Source organism: Streptomyces azureus, from assembly GCF_001270025.1.
In the GTDB taxonomy this organism is placed as follows: domain Bacteria; phylum Actinomycetota; class Actinomycetes; order Streptomycetales; family Streptomycetaceae; genus Streptomyces; species Streptomyces azureus.
In genome coordinates this window covers 1-17,019 of the sequence record NZ_DF968247.1, presented here as the reverse complement: position 1 = coordinate 17,019, position 17,019 = coordinate 1, and the positions used below count along the sequence as shown (strand labels likewise).

The window sequence follows — 17,019 nt, the reverse complement described above, 5'->3', positions numbered from 1 at the left end:
TTCACGGCCGATGGCTACACGTCCCGCTTCTCCAGCAGCGCGAAGGCGGCGGCGAACGCGACGGCCGTCGCGCCGAGGATGATCCACAGCGGGTCCCAGCCGGACGGGCCGGACTGGCTCAGGGAGTTGGAGTAGAAGACACTCAGCTGGTTCGGGATCGAGTACTCGAACAGCGCGTCGCGGACGTCCCGCAGCGACTCCGAGAACATGAACAGCGCGATGACCAGCGGGGCGAGCACGGTACCGATCATGATGGTGATGGCGCCGGCCGAGTGCCGGATGATCGAGCCGACGGCGAGCGAGAGCAGGCCCAGCAGCGCGATGTACGCCGCGATGCCGACCGTGCCCCTCAGCCACTCCCCGCCGGACGGGGCCTTGGCGCCCTGGCCCTCCAGCATCGCCACGTGCAGGAACGCGACGAGGGACGCGGACACCAGCGTCACCACGAACGCGACCAGGAAGAACACGATGCCCTTCGCCGCCAGCACCCGGCCCCGGCTCGGGCACGCGACCATCGTCGTGCGGACCATGCCCGTGCCGTACTCCGAGGCCGTGGTCAGCACGCCCAGCGTGATGATGCACATGCTGCCGAGCAGCAGCCCGAAGAAGCCCAGGCCGAGCGGGCTCTCGCCGGACAGGGCCGGATCGGAGTTCGCCACCACCACGCCGGTCAGCGTGCCGATGCCGATGACGAGCAGGACGAACACGCCGAGCGTCCACATCGTGGAGCGCACCGATCTGATCTTCGTCCACTCGGAGGCGATGGCATGCCCGAGGTGCGTCCGCACGACCGGGATCGGCGAGGTGTAGCCGGGGTACGAAGAACCGGGCGCCGCCTCCCAGGTGGGTGCGGCCGGCGGCATCTGGGGCTGGGGGCTGCTCATCGGGGGTCCTCGGGCTTGGTCAGGTCGGAGGTCGGGGCGGGCGCGGGCGCGGCGGGCACGGCCGGGGCCTGAGGTGCCTGGCCCGCCGGCTGCGCGGGCATCTGCGGCGCCTGCGGTGCGCCCTGCGCGGGCGTCTGCGGCGGCTGACCTGCCGGCTGGGCGTAGGGGTTGGGCGTTCCCGCGCCGGAGGCGACAGGGGTGATCGCAGCGGTCCCGGGCGCTCCCGGGGCCCCCGGTGCGCCGTACGGGCCCGCCGGTGCCTGGCCCGGCGCGCCCTGCGGCGCCATCGTGAACGGCTGCCCGCCCTGCTGGGGCGGCGGCGGGGCGTACCAGTCGGGCTGGCCCTGTCCGGGCACCGGCATCGGGGGCTGCGCCCCGGGCGGCAGCGGCTGCTGGAGCCCTTCCTTCTGGTCGATGGTCGAGCGGTAGTCGACCGCGCCCTGCGTCATCCGCATGTACGCCTCCTCCAGCGAGGCCTGGTGCGGCGACAGCTCCCACAGCCGGACGTCGTGGTCGTGCGCGATGTCGCTGATGCGGGGGAGCGGCAGCCCGGTCACGCGCAGCGCGCCGTCCTGCTCGGGCAGCACGTGCCCGCCCGACTCGGTGAGCGCGGCCGACAGCTTCTCGCGCTGCTGCGGCTCGGTGTCGGGCGTCCGCACGCGCGCGAAGTCCGCGGAGTTGGCCGAGATGAAAGCCGTGACACTCATGTCGGCGAGCAGCTGTCCGCGTCCGATGACGATGAGGTGGTCGGCGGTGAGCGCCATCTCGCTCATCAGGTGGGAGGAGACGAAGACCGTACGGCCCTCCGCCGCGAGCGCCTTCATCAGGTTGCGCACCCAGAGGATGCCCTCGGGGTCGAGGCCGTTGACCGGCTCGTCGAACAGCAGCACCTGCGGGTCGCCCAGCAGCGCGGCGGCGATGCCGAGCCGTTGCCCCATGCCGAGGGAGAAGCCCTTGGAGCGCTTCTTGGCCACGTCCTGGAGGCCGACGACCCCGAGCACCTCGTCCACTCGCTTGGCCGGGATACCGGACAGCTGGGCCAGGCACAGCAGATGGTTGCGGGCGGCCCGGCCGCCGTGCACGGCCTTGGCGTCCAGGAGGGCACCGACCTGGCGGGGGGCGTTGGGCAGCTTGCGGTACGGGTGGCCGCCGATCGTCACATGCCCGGCCGTCGGGTTGTCCAGGCCGAGGATCATCCGCATCGTCGTCGACTTGCCCGAGCCGTTCGGCCCGAGGAAGCCGGTGACCGCTCCCGGCCGCACCTGAAAGGAAAGGTTGTACACAGCGGTCTTGTCGCCGTAGCGCTTGGTCAGGCCGACTGCTTCGATCATGCTCCGCACCCATCGCAAGGTTCAGGACAGCGGGGCACACGCCCCCGTAAGGGTTAGGAGGATATCGAGGCGCTGACGGTTCCGCCCAAATGAAAGTAAAGGGTGGAGCGCGACCCGCCCCGGCGGCCCCTCCTAGGCGTCGCGCTTCTTCAGCAGCACGTACCCGCCGATCAGTGCCGCGAGCACCCACAACCCCATGATCCCGAGGCCGCCCCACGGACCGTACGGGGTGTCGTCGTCGATGGGCGTGACCACCTGCATGATCTTGCTGCCGGCCTGGTCGGGCAGAAACCGGCCGACCTTCTTCGTCGCGTCGACATTGCCCAGGATGCTGGAGATCAGGAAGAAGAACGGCATCAGGATGCCCAGCGACAGCATCGGCGAGCGCAGCATCGCGGCGACGCCCATGGAGAACATCGCGATCAGCGCCATGTAGAGGCCGCCGCCGAACACCGCGCGCAGCACCCCCGGGTCGCCGATCTCCGCCCGGTGCTCACCCAGCATCGCCTGCCCCAGGAAGAAGGCGGCGAAGCTGGTGACGAGCCCGACCAGGAGGGCGAGCGCACTGGCGACCGCGATCTTGCTGAACAGGAAGGATCCGCGCTGCGGCACGGCGGCCAGCGAGCTGCGGATCATGCCGGTGCTGTACTCGTTCGACACCACCAGCACCCCGAACACGATCATCGCGAGCTGCCCGAGGCTCATCCCCGCGAAGCTGATGAACGTCGGGTCGAACTCCGCCCGCTGCTGCGCGCCCATGGAGTCGAACTCGTTCTTGGACAGGGCCGAGATCAGCATGCCGAGGGCGACCGTCACGACCACCACCAGCGAGAGGGTCCACACCGTGGACGCCACCGACCGGATCTTCGTCCACTCCGACCGTACGATCTGCGTCGTCGCCATGTTCAGCCCCTCTTCCAGCCGTCGCCCCACTGCTGCCCTGAAGGCTCGGGACTCGTCTCGCTGTGCGCGTGGTACTCCACCGACTCCGCGGTCAGCCGCATGAACGCCTCCTCCAGCGACGCCTGTTGCGGGCTCAGCTCGTGCAACGTGATCCCGTGCTGCGCCGCCAGCTCGCCGACGTGCTCGGCCTTGCCGCCGTCCACCTCCAGCACCCCCTCACCGCTCTCGACGGCGACGATCCCGGCCTGGTGCAGCACGTCGAGCAGCCGCTCCCGCTGCGGGCTGCGGACCCGGACGTACGACCGTGAGTTGCGCGCGATGAAGTCGGCCATGGAGGTGTCCGCGAGCAGCCGCCCCTGCCCGATCACGACGAGGTGGTCGGCCGTCAGCGCCATCTCGCTCATCAGATGGGAGGAGACGAACACGGTCCGGCCCTGCGCCGCCAGGGACTTCATCAGGGTGCGGATCCAGTGGATGCCCTCGGGGTCGAGGCCGTTGACCGGCTCGTCGAACATCAGGATCCGCGGATCGCCGAGCAGCGCGGCCGCGATGCCGAGCCGCTGCCCCATGCCCATCGAGAAGCCCTTGGTCTTCTTCTTCGCGACCGCCGTCAGCCCGACCGTGTCCAGCACCTCCCGCACCCGGCTGCGCGGAATGCCGTTGCTCTGCGCCAGGCACAGCAGGTGGTTGTAGGCGCTGCGCCCGCCGTGCCAGGCCTTGGCCTCCAGCAGGGCGCCGATGTACGTCAGCGGGTCCTTCAGCTGCTGGTAGTGCTTGCCGTCGATACGGACGTCGCCGGCGGTCGGGTGGTCGAGACCCAGGATCATCCGCATGGTCGTGGACTTGCCCGCGCCGTTGGGCCCGAGAAAGCCGGTGACGATGCCTGGTCTGACGGTGAAGGACAGGTTGTTGACCGCCACCTTCTCGCCGTAACGCTTGGTCAGCCCCTCGAGCTCAATCATGCCCGCCACGCTAGAACGGGAGAAAGCCCTCTGCCACCCGAGCGGCAGAGGGCTTTGCGGAGGTTCAGACTCCGTATGCCCCGGTGTTACCGGGACTGCTGGGCCGGGACCCCGCGGGAGATCGGCTCGTCCTCGGCCGGCGTGCCGGCGGCGGCCACCGCGGCGCCCGTGAGCGTCGCGAGCATCTCGCGGACGTTCGTCAGCTGGGCGTTGATGCTGTCGCGGCGGTTGGTGAGGGCCGCGAGCTCGCGCTCGGATTCCGAACGGATGCGGTCGGCCTTGGCGTTGGCGTCGGCCACGATGTCCTCGGCCTGACGCTGGGCAGTCTCCACCGTCTGGCGGGCGCGGCGCTCGGCGTCCGTGCGCAGCTTCTCCGCCTCCAGGCGGAGCTGCTCGGCGCGGTGCTCGATCTCGGCCAGGCGCTTCTCGGCCTTGGCCTGACGGGACGCCAGGTCGCGCTCGGACTGCTCGCGGCGCTTGGCGAGGTTCGTCTCGAAGTCGGCGGCGGCCTGCGCGGCCTTGGCGCGGGTCTCCTCGAAGAGGGCGTCCGCCTCCTCGCGCTTGGACTGCGCGTCCTTCTGCGCCTCGGAACGCAGCTGGGCGGCGTCGCTCTTGGCCTTCTCGACGATCCGCAGGCCCTCGTCCTCGGCCTTGGCCTTGCGCTCCGCCGAGTACGACTCGGCGTCGTTGCGCACCTGCTGGGCCGCCGACTCGGCGAGCTCGCGGTGCTGCTCGGCCGCGCGCCGCGCCTCCTCGCGCAGGTCCTTCGCCTCTTCCTCGGCGAGGCGGAGGATCTTCTCCACGCGCGCGCCGAGGCCCGCGTACGACGGCTCGGCGTCGCTGATCTGGGCCTGGGCGTTCTGCGTCTCGAGGTGGAGCTCCTCGATGCGCTTTTCCAGAGCGGTGATGCGGGCGAGAGCGCTGTCACGGTCGGAGACGAGCTTGGAGATACGTTCGTCCACCTGAGCGCGGTCGTACCCACGCCGCACAAGCTCGAAGCCGTAGGGGGAAGTGTCGCTCATGGGGTTCCTGTCGAATGAGACCGGTGAGGTGATAGGTGGAATCCTAGGGGCCGAAACGGTGTGTCATCGAGCGGATGCGCGTTTGGTCTGCAAAATGAGACCCCTTTTGGGTGGCTGACCGCAGGACTGCTTGCAAAGACTCGGTCAAAGGCCCCAGCACACACCCGTTTCGCCCCGGTTCGCTAGCTTTCCGAGGACTTGCCACCCGAACGGGGTGCGCCGACTGTTGCGCCTGCCTTGACTCCGTTGTCCTTGGCCGGGGACGGGGCCTCGAAGGATTCCAGCGCCTCCAGGACGTCCTGGACACGGGAGATCTCGGCGTTGATGTCCTCGCGGCGGCGGACCAGGACCTCCAGCTCGCGCTTGCCCTCCTCGACCGTGCGCTTGGCCTCGCGGATCGCCTCGGCCTTGAGCTCCTCGGCCTCCCGGACCAGCGTGGCCTTCTTCTGCTCGGCCTCCTTGAGCAGACCCTCGGCCTTCTTCACCGCGGCGATACGCACCTTGCCCGCCTCGGAGTTGGCCTCCGAGACGATCTCCTTGGCCTGCGCCTGCGCCTTCGCGAGCTGCTCCTCCGCGGCCTTGACGAGCGCGTCGCAGCGGTCGCCCGCCGACTTCATCGTCTCTGCCGACTCCCGGCGGGCCCGCTCGTGCAGCTCCTCGATCTCCGCCGTGATGCGCTCGCGCAGCTCCTCGGCACGCTCCCTGATCTGCGTGGCGTCCCGGCGCGCGCCGACCAGCAGCTCGTCCGCGTCCGTACGGGCCTTCTCCACCAGCGAGTTGCCCTCGACCGTCGCCTCGGAAACGAGCCGGTCGGCCTCCTTGCGGGCCGCGCCCACCATCGTGTCGGCCTGCGACTCGGCCTCCGCGGTGGTCTTGTGCGCCTGCTGCTGCGCCTCGGTGAGAAGCTTGTCGGCCTCCGCCGTGGTCTCGGTGATGAGCTTGTCGACCTGCTCGGCCGCCTCGGAGCGCCGCTTGTTGGCGTCCTTGCGGGCCGCGTCCAGCGTGCGGTCGGCCTCCTCGCGCGCGGAGTTGACGAGCCGCTCCGCCTCCGCCTCGGCGTCGGCCTTGACGCGCTGGGCCTCGCTGCGGACCCGCTCGGCGTGCTGCTGCGCCGAGCCGACCGTCTCGGCGGCCTCGGCCCGCAGCCGCTCCGCCTCGGCGGTGGCCTCCCCGACCAGCTGGTCGGCCTTGGCGACCGACTCGGCCCGCACCCGCTCGGCCTCCGTGACCGCCTCGGAACGGACGCGCTCGGCCTCGGCGATGGCTTCCGTACGGACCCGCTCCGCCTCGGCGACCGTCTCCATCCGCAGCCGGTCCGTCTCCTGGACCGTCTCGGTCGTGAGTCGCTCCGCCTCGTTGCGCGCCTCGGTGATGAGCGTGTCCGCCTGCGTCGCCGCGTCCGAGCGGATGCGGTTGGCGTCCTCGCGGGCGTCCGCCCGGGTACGCGAGGCGCTCTGCTCGGCCTCCGCGATGGTGTCCGACGCCTCCGTGCGCACCCGCTGGGCGTGCTCGGCGACGTCCGCGCGGATCCGCTCCGCCTCCGCGATCGCCTCGGACATCGTCCGCTCGGCGAGCGCCTTGGCGGCCTCGGACTCCTCGTGCGCCTCGCGCCGCAGCCGGCCGGCGTCCTCGCTCGCCCGCTCCCGCTCGGCGTAGGCGTCGGAGCGGACCCGGTCCGCCTCCTCCTGCGCCTCGCGCCGCGTACGGTCCGCCACGTGCTCGGCGGCACTGCGCAGCCCGGCGATCTCGTCCTGGGCCTGCTCGTGCAGCCCCGCGACGGAGTCCCGGACCTGCTGCGCGTGCTGCTCGGCCGCCGACACCATCTCCGTGGCACGCCGGTCGGCCTCCTCGACCAGCCGTACGGCCTCGGTCTGCGCCTCCTCCACGCGCTTGCGCGCGGAAGCCAGCAGCTCCTCGCTCTGCTCGCGGGCCCGCTCGCGCTCCTGGTCGGCCTCCTGCCGGGCGGAGCCGAGGACCTCATCGGCCTCGCGGCGGCGCCGGTTGGCCTCCTCCTGGGCGGCGGCCAGCGTCTCGGACGCCTCCACGGCCAGCCGCTCGGCGGCGGCCTGCGCCTCCGCGCGCACCCGGTCGGCGCTCTCCTGCGCCTCCGACTTCAGCCGCTCGGCCTCGCTCGCGGCCTCCGACCGCAGACGTACGGCGACGGCCTCGCCCTCGGCACGCGCGTCCGACGCGTCGGACGCGGCCTCGTCGCGCAGCCGTTCGGCCTCGGCCTCGGCCTGCTGCTGGAGCGCCCGGATCCGCTCGGCGGCCTCGGCGCGCAGCCGCTCGTTCTCCTCGGCGGCCTCGCGGCGGATCCGCGCGGCCTCCTCCCGGGCGTCGGACAGCGCCAGCTCGGCGGCGGTGAGCCGCTCCTCCGCCTCCGTCTGGAGCCGCGTCAGCTCCTGGGCGGCCTCCGTGCGGCGGGCCTCTACGGCCCGGTCGGTCTCCTCGTGCAGCTCCCGCGCCGCACGCTCGGCGTCCGCCTTGAGGGCCTCGGCCTGCTCGACGACCTCCTCGCGGTGCCGCTCGGCCTCCTGCCGGGTGCGCTGAAGGGTCTCCTCGGCCTGCCGGCGCAGGGTCGTCGCCCGCTCGATGGCCTCGGTGCGGACCTTCTCGCTGTCCGTCTGGGCCGTCGTACGCAGCTCGTCCGCGTCCGCCTTCGCCTTGGCGAGCAGCTCCTCGGCGGACCTCGCCGCCTCCTCGATCTGCGCCACGGCCTCCTTGCGGGCCTCGGCGCGGATCTTCTCGCCCTCGTCGACCGCGTCGGCCCGGAGCTGCTCGGCCTCGCCGCGCAGGCGGCGGGCCTCCTCCTGGAGCTCGACCGTCTTGGCGCGGTACTCCTTGGTGTCGTCCTTCGCCGCGCCCTTGAGCTGCTCGGCGATGTCATGCGCCTCGGCGCGCAGCCGGTCCGCCTCGGCCTCGGCCTCCCTGCGGATCCGCTCGGCCTCCTCGGCCGCGGCCTTGGTGGTCTTCTTGGCGTCCTCCGACGCCTTGTTGAGCACGTCCTCGGCGGTCTTGGCCGCCTTGGACAGCTGGGTCGCCGTCTCCTCGGCGGTGAGCGTGCGGGCCTTCTCGGAGGCCTCCGCGACGATCTTCTCCGCCTCGGCGCGGGCGTCGGCGACGAGCTGCTCGGCCTCGGACTTGGTGTTCTCGGCCTCCTTTGTGGCCTCCTCGACCAGCCGGGCGACCTGCTCCTTGGCGGTGCGCGTGCGCGTCTCGTTCGCGGACTCCGCGCTCGCCAGGGCCTTGGCGGCGGCCTCCTTGGCCTCGGCGACCAGCTTCTCCGACTCGGCCTGCGCCTTGCGCAGCGCCTCCTCGGCCTCGGCCATCCGCTGCTCGGCGGCCTTGCTCAGCTCCTGGGCCTGGCGGCGCGCGGACTCCGACTCCGTGGCCGTGGACGTCCGCAGCTGTTCGGCGTGGTCGGTGGCCTCCTGGGCCTGCGTCGAGGCGGCGTTGAGCAGCCGCTCGGCGTCCGTGCGGGCACGCCGCAGGATCTGCTCGGCCTCGGCCCGGGCCTCCTCGGCTGCGCCCGTCAGCCGCTGCCGGGCCTCGGTCGTCAGCCGCTCGGCCTCGGCGCGGGCGGTCGCCAGGGCCTGCTCGGCCTCGGCGCGGGACTCGTCCAGCAGCCGGCGGGCCTGCTGCTCGGTGCGGGCCCGCAGCTGCTCCGCCCACGCCACGTTCTCGTTGACGTGCGACTCGACCGTCTGGCGGCGCTCGGCCAGCTCCTGGTCCAGCTGCTGGCGCCGGGTCACCGCCTCCTGGTGCAGCTCCGCCTGGAGCCGGGCCGCCTGCTCGGCGTGCTCCTGGAGGATCCGCTGGGTCTGGGCCCGGGCCTCGCTCAGCTCCCGGTCGGCGTCCGCGCGGATCTGGTCGGCCTGCATCTGCGCGTTGCGCAGCAACTGCTCGGCCTGCCAGCCGATGTCGCCGCCGTCGAAGGAGGGCCGGGACATGATGGTGCGCCGCGCCTCGTGCAGCTTGGCGCGCAGCACCTCGACCTGGTAGCCGAGGTCCTCGGCGTGCTGGATCGCCTTTTCCCGCTCGGTCTTCAGCCGCTTCATCTCGGCTTCGAACCGAGAGAGGTGGTCGACGTCAGCCGCCGGCTCTCGCTCCTGGCTCTCGTAGCCCCGCACTGCGCGGTCCCATCCGTCCCCTGGTCGCAACTCTCTCCAAACGAGCTCCGTCCATCCGCCGGACGGGGCCCCCGGGGAATGGTGTCAGATCATCGGCGGAGCAGAGGCTGCTGCCCCGACGCTCGTCCCCCGAAACCCGGACCCCGGTGGTCCTGCCGTCGCACGGCGGGACCGCGGTCACCCTGGCTGAGCGGCGACCGCCCCCAACCCTACCGGCCCCTATGTACGAGGGTCAGTGCTCAGGTGACTCAACGGCCGCCGAAGTGACCAGTTCTGTCAGTACGCCATGGCAGTCCTTGGGGTGCAGGAAGGTGATCCGTGACCCCATGGAACCGCGCCGCGGCTCTTCGTAGAGCACGCGTACGCCCTTGTCCTTGATGTCCGCGGCCTCGGCGTCCACGTCCGCCGTGCCGAAAGCGATGTGGTGGACGCCCTCCCCGTTCTTCGCCAGCCACTTCGCGACGGTGGAGTCCTCGCGGGTCGGCTCCAGGAGCTGGAGGTACGAGGCGCCGCCGTCGGACGTATCGTTGATCTTGAGCATGGCCTCGCGCACGCCCTGCTCCTCGTTGACCTCGGAGTGGAACACCTCGAAGCCGTAGGTGGCACGGTAGAACTCGACGGTCTTGTCGAGGTCGAAACAGGCGATCCCGATGTGGTCGATTCGCGTCAGCATGGATTCAGTGCAGCGCTCCGGAGGTGGTTACGCAACGTGCGCGCGATCACACCGACAGCCCGATGACGCGGTGGAGTACTGGTCAGTACATTCGAAGTAAACCCTCGTTCACTCCTCGGCTGTGCAGCCGGTAAGGGGATCGCAGCTCATGTCTTCTGGAACGTCTGGAACGTCCGGGGCCAACGGCTCCACGTCTGTGATCGTCGCGGGCGCCCGTACTCCGATGGGGCGGTTGCTCGGTTCGCTGAAGTCCTTCTCCGGAGCCGACCTCGGCGGCTTCGCGATCAAGGCCGCCCTCGACCGTGCGGGGATCGGTGGCGACCAGGTGCAGTACGTGATCATGGGGCAGGTGCTCCAGGCCGGGGCGGGGCAGATCCCGGCGCGCCAGGCCGCCGTCAAGGCGGGTATCCCGATGAATGTGCCCGCGCTGACCATCAACAAGGTGTGTCTGTCGGGCCTCGACGCCATCGCGCTCGCCGACCAGCTGATCCGCGCGGGTGAGTTCGACGTGGTCGTCGCCGGCGGCCAGGAGTCCATGACCAACGCCCCGCACCTGCTGCCGAAGTCCCGCGAGGGCTTCAAGTACGGCGCCGTCCAGATGCTCGACGCCATGGCCCACGACGGGCTGACCGACTCCTTCGACGGTGTCGCCATGGGCGAGTCGACGGAGAGGCACAACACGCGCCTCGGCATCGGCCGCGCCGAGCAGGACGAGATCGCCGCGCTGTCGCACCAGCGGGCCGCCGCCGCGCAGAAGAACGGCCTGTTCGAGGCCGAGATCACGCCGGTGGAGATCCCGCAGCGCAAGGGCGACCCGGTGCTGTTCAGCAAGGACGAGGGAATCCGGGGCGACACCACCGCGGAGTCCCTCGGGAAGCTGCGTCCCGCCTTCGCCAAGGACGGCACGATCACGGCCGGTTCGGCGTCGCAGATCTCCGACGGCGCCGCCGCCGTCGTGGTGATGAGCAAGGCCAAGGCGCAGGAGCTCGGCCTGGAGTGGATCGCCGAGATCGGGGCGCACGGGAACGTGGCCGGGCCGGACAACTCGCTCCAGTCCCAGCCGTCCAACGCGATCCTGCACGCGCTCAAGAAGGAGGGACTGGAGGTCTCGGACCTCGACCTCATCGAGATCAACGAGGCGTTCGCGGCGGTCGCCGTGCAGTCGATGAAGGACCTCGGGGTGTCCTCCGAAAAGGTGAACGTCAACGGCGGTGCCATTGCCCTGGGTCACCCGATCGGGATGTCCGGTGCGCGGCTCGTGCTGCACCTCGCGCTGGAGCTGAAGCGGCGCGGCGGTGGCGTGGGCGCGGCCGCGCTGTGCGGTGGCGGTGGTCAGGGTGACGCGCTGATCGTGCGGGTACCGAAGGCCTGAGCACCCGGTTTTTGGACCTCCCTCGTCTGAACGGAGCTGTGATGCAGGACGTCTCCACGCTGGTCGCCCAGGCCAGGGAGGGCCGGCCGCGGGCCGTGGCCCGGCTGATCTCCCTGGTGGAGGGGGCGTCCCCGCAGCTCAGGGAGGTCATGGCGGCGCTCGCGCCGTTGGCGGGCAACGCGTACGTGGTCGGGCTGACCGGGTCGCCGGGGGTCGGCAAGTCCACGTCGACGTCGGCGCTGGTGACCGCGTACCGCAAGCAGGACAAGCGGGTCGGCGTGCTGGCCGTCGACCCGTCGTCCCCGTTCTCCGGGGGTGCGCTGCTCGGGGACCGGGTGCGGATGTCGGAGCACGCGTCGGACCCGGGTGTGTACATCCGGTCCATGGCGACGCGCGGGCACCTGGGCGGCCTCGCGTGGGCCGCGCCGCAGGCCATCCGGGTACTGGACGCGGCGGGGTGTGACGTGATCCTCGTCGAGACGGTGGGTGTGGGGCAGTCCGAGGTGGAGATCGCCTCGCAGGCGGACACGTCCGTCGTGCTGCTCGCGCCGGGGATGGGCGACGGGATCCAGGCGGCCAAGGCCGGGATCCTGGAGATCGGTGACGTGTACGTCGTGAACAAGGCCGACCGCGACGGGGCGGATGCGACGGCTCGCGAGCTGAACCACATGCTCGGGCTGGGGGAGGCCCGTGCCCCCGGGGACTGGCGCCCGCCCATCGTGAAGACGGTCGCCGCGCGTGGGGAGGGCATGGACGAGGTCGTCGAGGCCCTGGAGAAGCATCGGGCCTGGATGGAGGAGCGGGGTGTGCTCGCGGAGCGGCGCATGGCCCGTGCGGCGCGGGAGGTCGAGACGATCGCGGTGACGGCGCTGCGGGAGCGGATCGGGGACCTGCACGGGGATCGACGCCTCGGGGCGCTCGCGGAGCGGATCGTGGCGGGGGAGCTGGATCCGTACCGTGCGGCTGACGAACTGGTCGCGGGGTTGACGGAGGGCTGAGCGGCGGTGCGGGTGCCTCCGGCGGTTGGGCGGGGGTGCCTGCGGCGGCCTGTGGCTGCTTCGGTGGGGGATCGTGTCGCGCCTGCGCGCGGGTTGTGGGTCGGGGCCGCGCCGGGGGGTGTCCGTCCTCGGAACGGCGCGATGGGGTCGTACGCCGACTGGCTGTCCGTTGACGCGCCAACCGCTGCGGGCGGACACCCCTCGACACGTCCCCTTCTCGCCGTAGGCGGGTTCGCGTCCGCTCAGCTGCCGCAGGCCGCCGCGCTGCGGGCTGCTGGGGCCGCCCTGGCTGCGGGCAGTCGTGCCGCTTGGGGCGGCACGGGTGGGCGCAGCGGCACCCCGCAGCGCCGGGTTGCGCAGCGCCCCGGCCTCAGCAGCCGCTGGCGGCGCCTCGCGACGCCGGGCTGCGGACCCACCCGGCCCCGGCGACAACGCCGAGCACCTCGACGCCCCGGCGTCAGCAGCGACACCGGGGCGGCAGGAAAGCGGCTGGACCTGATCAGTCCTGGTCGTCGGAGTCGTCGTCCTGGTCGCGGTCCGCCGTGACCTTGCCCGTGCCGAGGTCGATCTTCCAGTCCTGCTTGGTTCCGCCGGACTTGCGGGTCTCGGCCTCCCAGGACTTGTTCTTGCCGTCCTCGTCCAGATCCACGGACGTCACCGTGCCCTTGCCGGCGGCAGCCTTCGCGGCCTCCTCAGCCGTCACGGAAGAGCTCTTCAGCGCCGCCCGCACCTGCGCCGTGTCGTCCTCGTCGTCGGCGTGCGAGCCGAGGACCTTGCCGTTGGACGGGTCGATACGGACGCTGTGCCAGCTGTTGTCGCCGGAGAGGACGTCGACCTTCCAGATCACCTTGGCGCTGTCGTCCTCGTCGTCCAGCTCGGCGGACACGGCCGTGCCAGGCGTGTGCTTCAGCGCGGAGGCGATGGCCTCGGACGCCGTCACGTCGGCGGAAGCAGCCCGCGCGGCGTCGTCCTCGCGGCCGTGGTCGTCGTCGCGGTCGTCCTGCGCGTCCGCGCCGTCCTGGTCGTCGCGGCCGTCGTCGTCCGACAGCCGGGTGTTCGCCGCCTGCCGCGCCGAGCCCTGGTCGTCTCCCGTGGTCGCGAGCGCCGTGGCCGTACCGCCTCCGATCAGAGCGGCAGCGGTCACAGCGGCGATCACGATGTTGCGCTTCATGCGGATTCCTCCCGAGTCATTTCGTTTTCGACGTGTTCCAATCTGGCTGACCGACGCTGAGAGGAACCTGAAGACCCCTGAAGGGATCTTCAGGTTGGCTTTGCCACTCTTTACCCATGCGCCTGTTGATCGTGGAGGACGAGAAGCGGCTGGCCCTGTCGCTCGCCAAGGGCCTGACGGCCGAGGGGTACGCCGTGGATGTCGTCCACGACGGACGGGAGGGCCTGCACCAGGCATCGGAGGGCTCGTACGACCTGGTGATCCTGGACATCATGCTGCCCGGGCTCAACGGCTACCGGGTCTGCGCCGCCCTGCGCGCCGCCGGGCACGAGGTGCCGATCCTGATGCTCACCGCCAAGGACGGCGAGTACGACGAGGCCGAGGGGCTCGACACCGGCGCGGACGACTACCTGACCAAGCCCTTCTCGTACGTCGTGCTCGTCGCCCGGGTCAAGGCGCTGTTGCGGCGGCGCGGGGTGGGTGCCGGGACCTCGCCCGTGCATGTGCACGGGGATCTGAAGGTGGACACCGCGGCCCGGCGGGTGTTCCTGGGGGAGGACGAGGTCGCCCTGACCGCCAAGGAGTTCTCCGTGCTGGAGCACCTCGTGCTGCGGGCCGGGGAGGTCGTGTCCAAGTCCGAGATCCTCGAACACGTGTGGGACTTCGCGTACGACGGGGATCCCAACATCGTCGAGGTGTACGTCAGTACCCTGCGGCGGAAGCTGCGGGCAGGGCTGATCCGGACCGTGCGCGGCGCCGGGTACCGGCTGGAGAGGTCGCCATGAGGCGGCTGTTCGGGTCCGTCCGGGCGCGGGCCACGCTGGGAGCCACGCTCGTGGTCGCGGTGGCGCTCGTCGCCGCCGGGGCCGCCGTCCTGCTGTCTCTGAAGTCCAACCTGATGGGCGAGGCCGGCACCCGGGCGGAGCGCTCCGCGCGGGCGGTCGCCTCACAGCTCGGCGCCGGGACGCCGTACGACAAGCTGTCCGGGCTGGACGGCGACGACGGGCCGGTCCAGGTCCTCGCCGAGAAGAAGCGGCTGGTGGCGGCCAGCGAGAATCTGGAGAAGATCAGCGGTACCGACTCCGACCGGGTGAAGCCGCAGCCGCCGGTGGCGCCCGGCGGGGACGATGACGACGACTCCGACGACCACGAGGACCTCGACCCCGGGGAGATAGCCGGGGAGAGCATCTTCCGGAACGGGTCCGCGACGATCGACGGCGAAACGGAGGACTACCGGTTCGCCGCCGTCGAGGTCGAGACGCACGACCGGGGGCGTCTGAAGGTCTACGCCGGTGCCCCGCTGGCCGCCGAGCACGGGGCCGTGCAGACCGCGCTGACGGTGATGCTGATCGGGTTCCCGCTGCTGCTCGGCGTCGTCGCGGGGGTGACCTGGCTGGTCACCCGGCGGGCGCTGCGGCCGGTGGAGGGCATCCGGAGCGAGATGGCCGCGATCACCGCCTCCCAGGACCTCGCGCGCCGTGTCCCGGAGCCGCAGACGCACGACGAGGTCGCCCGGCTCGCCCGGACGACGAACGAGACGCTCGCGGCCCTGGAGACCTCCGTGGAGCGGCAGCGGCGCTTCGTCGCCGACGCCTCCCACGAGCTGCGGAGCCCGATCGCCTCGCTGCGCACGCAGTTGGAGGTGGCCGCCGCGCATCCCGAGCTGCTGGACCTCGACGGGGCCGTGGAGGACACCGTACGGCTCCAGCGGCTCGCCGCCGACCTGCTGCTGCTCGCCCGGCTGGACGCGGGGGAGCGGCCCAACGATGCGAAGGTCGACCTCGCCGGGCTGGCCCGGGAGGAGGCCGAGGGGCGGACGGGCGTGACGGTGGACGCGGAGCCGGTGAACGTGGCCGGATCGCGCGGGCAGTTGGGACGGGTGCTGGCCAATCTGCTCGACAACGCCCAGCGGCATGCCCGGTCGGCCGTCACCGTGAGCGTGCGACGGGAGGGTGACCTCGCCGTGGTCGGGGTGGCGGACGACGGGGACGGCGTGCCCGAGTCCGACCGCGAGCGGATCTTCGAGCGGTTCGTACGGCTGGACGCCGCCCGCAGCCGTGACGACGGCGGTGCCGGGCTGGGCCTCGCCATCGCCCGGGACGTCGCCGTACGGCACGGCGGCACGCTCACGGCCGGTCAGGGGTCCGCAGGCGGAGCCCTGTTCGAACTCCGCCTGCCGCTCGCCTAGGACCTGTCGTTCGGGTCATGCCGCAGACGTGTGGCCTGTCGTCGCGCCGGGGCCGCACGGCCCCGGCGCGACGACAGGGTTACGGGCGTCCGCGCTCGCCGCGCAGGTGCTCCGCGATGGGCTTGAGGGCCTTGTCGAGCTCCGTCAGGGCCTCGGGGGACAGCAGGTCGATGAAGTGCCTCCGCACGGACGCCACATGGTGGGGCGCGACCTTCTGCATCGTCGCCATGCCGTGCTCGGTGAGGACCGCGTAGAGCCCCCGGCGGTCGGACTCGCAGTTCTCCCGCCGGACCAGGTTCGCGTTCTCCATGCGCGTGATCTGGTGCGAGAGGCGGCTCTTGGACTGGAGGGTGGCGGAGGCGAGGTCGCTCATCCGCATCCGCTGGTCCTCCGACTCGGAGAGATTCACCAGGATCTCGTAGTCGTTCATTGTCAGGCCGAACGGCTGCAGGTCCTTTTCGAGCTGGTACGTCAACAGCCTGTTGACCTCCAGGTGGGTGCGCCAAGCGCACTGCTCCGCATCGGTCAGCCAGCGGGTGGCCGTCTCGGTCTCCATGAATGAAGTCTACCTAAAATGTTGAAAGGTGAACTAGTGAGGGTTTTCGTGTGACATCGCGCACCCGCCGAACATCGGTGCGCAGACGTTCGATGTCACACTCCGCAGACTACCGCTCACAGCCCGAAGCGACGCTGGAGGTCCCCCAGCTGTCCGGGAAGACGCGGTACGCCGGACTGGCCTGCCTGGGGGCTGTGCGCACCGCCGCCGGGCACTCCGGCCTGGTGCGGAACGGCCCCCGTGGCCTGCTCCGTCATGAGGGTCTCGGACGACTGGAGCAGGACCGTGCCGGCGCCGACGAACTCGAACTGGTGCTCCTCCCCGGAGGCCCCGCCGAGGCCCGTCAGTGCACGTAGACCACCCATTACGCCGGTCATGTACCCGTGGTCGTAGTGGTGGCAGGGCGAGGGGCAGTCGGCCCATCCGACCAGGGCCTGGGGGTCGACCCGGATCGGGGGTTCCATGAACACCACGGGGCCGTTCGACGCGGCCACGAACTTTCCGGTTCCGATGAGGGTCAGGAAACCCGGCACGATTGATTGCTTCAGCGACAGAGTTGGCTGAAAAGCGAGGAGGTTGCCCGAGCGAATGGTCAGATTGCCGTTCTCGAGGTCGTACGAGTTCACGTCGAAGGCCCGGTCGGCGAGGAGCATCTTGCCCGAGCCCTCCGCCACGACCCAGTCGCTCGCGTGCAGTGGCGAATGGAAGGACGTGCGGACGAGACGGTCCAGCCGGCCGTGTCCTACGCCGTTGAAGTCGATCGAGCCGTAGTAGGCGATCATCTTCCCCTTCTGGAGGAACCACTGGCTCCCCTTGAGCTCCACACAGA

Annotated in this window: 14 protein-coding genes; 4 read left to right on the top strand and 10 right to left on the bottom strand. The window is 71.3% G+C overall.

Annotated features, from left to right (window positions below; all coding sequences use genetic code 11):
- Window positions 1-14: 14 nt before the first annotated feature.
- From AOQ53_RS12995 to mce, 7 genes are all read right to left on the bottom strand, one after another.
- Window positions 15-884 carry an ABC transporter permease subunit gene (locus tag AOQ53_RS12995; RefSeq protein WP_059417193.1) on the bottom strand — a complete coding sequence of 290 codons (870 nt, stop codon included), beginning with the start codon at window positions 882-884 and terminating at the stop codon, window positions 15-17.
- Entirely contained in the window at window positions 881-2,215 is a 1,335-nt protein-coding gene (locus AOQ53_RS12990; protein ID WP_059417192.1) for an ABC transporter ATP-binding protein, read from the bottom strand. The genes AOQ53_RS12995 and AOQ53_RS12990 overlap by 4 nt, the downstream gene beginning before the upstream one ends.
- A 132-nt stretch (window positions 2,216-2,347) precedes the next feature.
- Window positions 2,348-3,118, bottom strand: coding sequence for an ABC transporter permease (locus AOQ53_RS12985; RefSeq protein WP_059417191.1), 771 nt, complete (start codon window positions 3,116-3,118; stop codon window positions 2,348-2,350).
- A 2-nt stretch (window positions 3,119-3,120) separates the two neighbouring features.
- Window positions 3,121-4,080, bottom strand: a complete 960-nt coding sequence (locus tag AOQ53_RS12980; protein WP_059417190.1) for an ABC transporter ATP-binding protein — start codon at window positions 4,078-4,080, stop codon at window positions 3,121-3,123.
- A gap of 86 nt (window positions 4,081-4,166) precedes the next feature.
- Window positions 4,167-5,102, bottom strand: a complete 936-nt coding sequence (locus AOQ53_RS12975) for a coiled-coil domain-containing protein (RefSeq protein WP_059417189.1) — start codon at window positions 5,100-5,102, stop codon at window positions 4,167-4,169.
- 182 nt (window positions 5,103-5,284) lie between these two features.
- Window positions 5,285-9,232: a polarized growth protein Scy gene (gene scy / locus AOQ53_RS12970; RefSeq protein ID WP_059417188.1), complete on the bottom strand. Its 3,948-nt coding sequence runs from the start codon at window positions 9,230-9,232 to the stop codon at window positions 5,285-5,287.
- Window positions 9,233-9,464: 232 nt separating this feature from the next.
- A complete protein-coding gene (gene mce / locus AOQ53_RS12965) occupies window positions 9,465-9,905 on the bottom strand; it encodes a methylmalonyl-CoA epimerase (RefSeq protein ID WP_059417187.1) in 441 nt (146 codons plus the stop codon).
- Between the two features lie 148 nt (window positions 9,906-10,053).
- Here mce and AOQ53_RS12960 point away from each other — a divergent pair, with 148 nt between their 5' ends.
- Both AOQ53_RS12960 and meaB read left to right on the top strand, forming a co-directional pair.
- Window positions 10,054-11,277, top strand: a complete 1,224-nt coding sequence (locus tag AOQ53_RS12960) for an acetyl-CoA C-acetyltransferase (protein ID WP_174523278.1) — start codon at window positions 10,054-10,056, stop codon at window positions 11,275-11,277.
- 41 nt (window positions 11,278-11,318) lie between these two features.
- Window positions 11,319-12,275 carry a methylmalonyl Co-A mutase-associated GTPase MeaB gene (gene meaB, locus AOQ53_RS12955; protein WP_059417185.1) on the top strand — a complete coding sequence of 319 codons (957 nt, stop codon included), beginning with the start codon at window positions 11,319-11,321 and terminating at the stop codon, window positions 12,273-12,275.
- 499 nt (window positions 12,276-12,774) lie between these two features.
- On the opposite strand, the gene AOQ53_RS12950 is transcribed toward meaB, so the two are convergent.
- Window positions 12,775-13,446: a PepSY domain-containing protein gene (locus AOQ53_RS12950; RefSeq protein ID WP_059417184.1), complete on the bottom strand. Its 672-nt coding sequence runs from the start codon at window positions 13,444-13,446 to the stop codon at window positions 12,775-12,777.
- A gap of 116 nt (window positions 13,447-13,562) precedes the next feature.
- Between AOQ53_RS12950 and AOQ53_RS12945 the strand changes: the two genes are divergently transcribed.
- The gene (locus AOQ53_RS12945; RefSeq protein WP_059417183.1) at window positions 13,563-14,231 is read left to right on the top strand and encodes a response regulator transcription factor; all 669 of its coding nucleotides are present in this window, start codon (window positions 13,563-13,565) and stop codon (window positions 14,229-14,231) included.
- Window positions 14,228-15,634 (top strand): sensor histidine kinase, encoded by a 1,407-nt coding sequence (locus AOQ53_RS12940; RefSeq protein ID WP_059417182.1) that lies wholly within the window; start codon window positions 14,228-14,230, stop codon window positions 15,632-15,634. Before AOQ53_RS12945 ends, AOQ53_RS12940 begins: the two co-directional genes overlap by 4 nt.
- A gap of 79 nt (window positions 15,635-15,713) precedes the next feature.
- On the opposite strand, the gene AOQ53_RS12935 is transcribed toward AOQ53_RS12940, so the two are convergent.
- The gene (locus AOQ53_RS12935) at window positions 15,714-16,190 is read right to left on the bottom strand and encodes a MarR family winged helix-turn-helix transcriptional regulator (protein WP_059417181.1); all 477 of its coding nucleotides are present in this window, start codon (window positions 16,188-16,190) and stop codon (window positions 15,714-15,716) included.
- A 116-nt stretch (window positions 16,191-16,306) separates the two neighbouring features.
- Window positions 16,307-17,019: AIM24 family protein (locus AOQ53_RS12930; RefSeq protein ID WP_059417180.1), on the bottom strand; the 713-nt coding region annotated here is incomplete at its 5' end.

Bases quoted from the DNA above. Each gene is read 5' to 3' on its own strand.
- AOQ53_RS12995 (WP_059417193.1), bottom strand. From the start codon at position 884: ATGAGCAGCCCCCAGCCCCAGATGCCGCCGGCCGCACCCACCTGGGAG.
- AOQ53_RS12990 (WP_059417192.1), bottom strand. From the start codon at position 2,215: ATGATCGAAGCAGTCGGCCTGACCAAGCGCTACGGCGACAAGACCGCT.
- AOQ53_RS12985 (WP_059417191.1), bottom strand. From the start codon at position 3,118: ATGGCGACGACGCAGATCGTACGGTCGGAGTGGACGAAGATCCGGTCG.
- AOQ53_RS12980 (WP_059417190.1), bottom strand. From the start codon at position 4,080: ATGATTGAGCTCGAGGGGCTGACCAAGCGTTACGGCGAGAAGGTGGCG.
- AOQ53_RS12975 (WP_059417189.1), bottom strand. From the start codon at position 5,102: ATGAGCGACACTTCCCCCTACGGCTTCGAGCTTGTGCGGCGTGGGTAC.
- mce (WP_059417187.1), bottom strand. From the start codon at position 9,905: ATGCTGACGCGAATCGACCACATCGGGATCGCCTGTTTCGACCTCGAC.
- AOQ53_RS12960 (WP_174523278.1), top strand. From the start codon at position 10,054: ATGTCTTCTGGAACGTCTGGAACGTCCGGGGCCAACGGCTCCACGTCT.
- meaB (WP_059417185.1), top strand. From the start codon at position 11,319: ATGCAGGACGTCTCCACGCTGGTCGCCCAGGCCAGGGAGGGCCGGCCG.
- AOQ53_RS12950 (WP_059417184.1), bottom strand. From the start codon at position 13,446: ATGAAGCGCAACATCGTGATCGCCGCTGTGACCGCTGCCGCTCTGATC.
- AOQ53_RS12945 (WP_059417183.1), top strand. From the start codon at position 13,563: ATGCGCCTGTTGATCGTGGAGGACGAGAAGCGGCTGGCCCTGTCGCTC.
- AOQ53_RS12940 (WP_059417182.1), top strand. From the start codon at position 14,228: ATGAGGCGGCTGTTCGGGTCCGTCCGGGCGCGGGCCACGCTGGGAGCC.
- AOQ53_RS12935 (WP_059417181.1), bottom strand. From the start codon at position 16,190: ATGGAGACCGAGACGGCCACCCGCTGGCTGACCGATGCGGAGCAGTGC.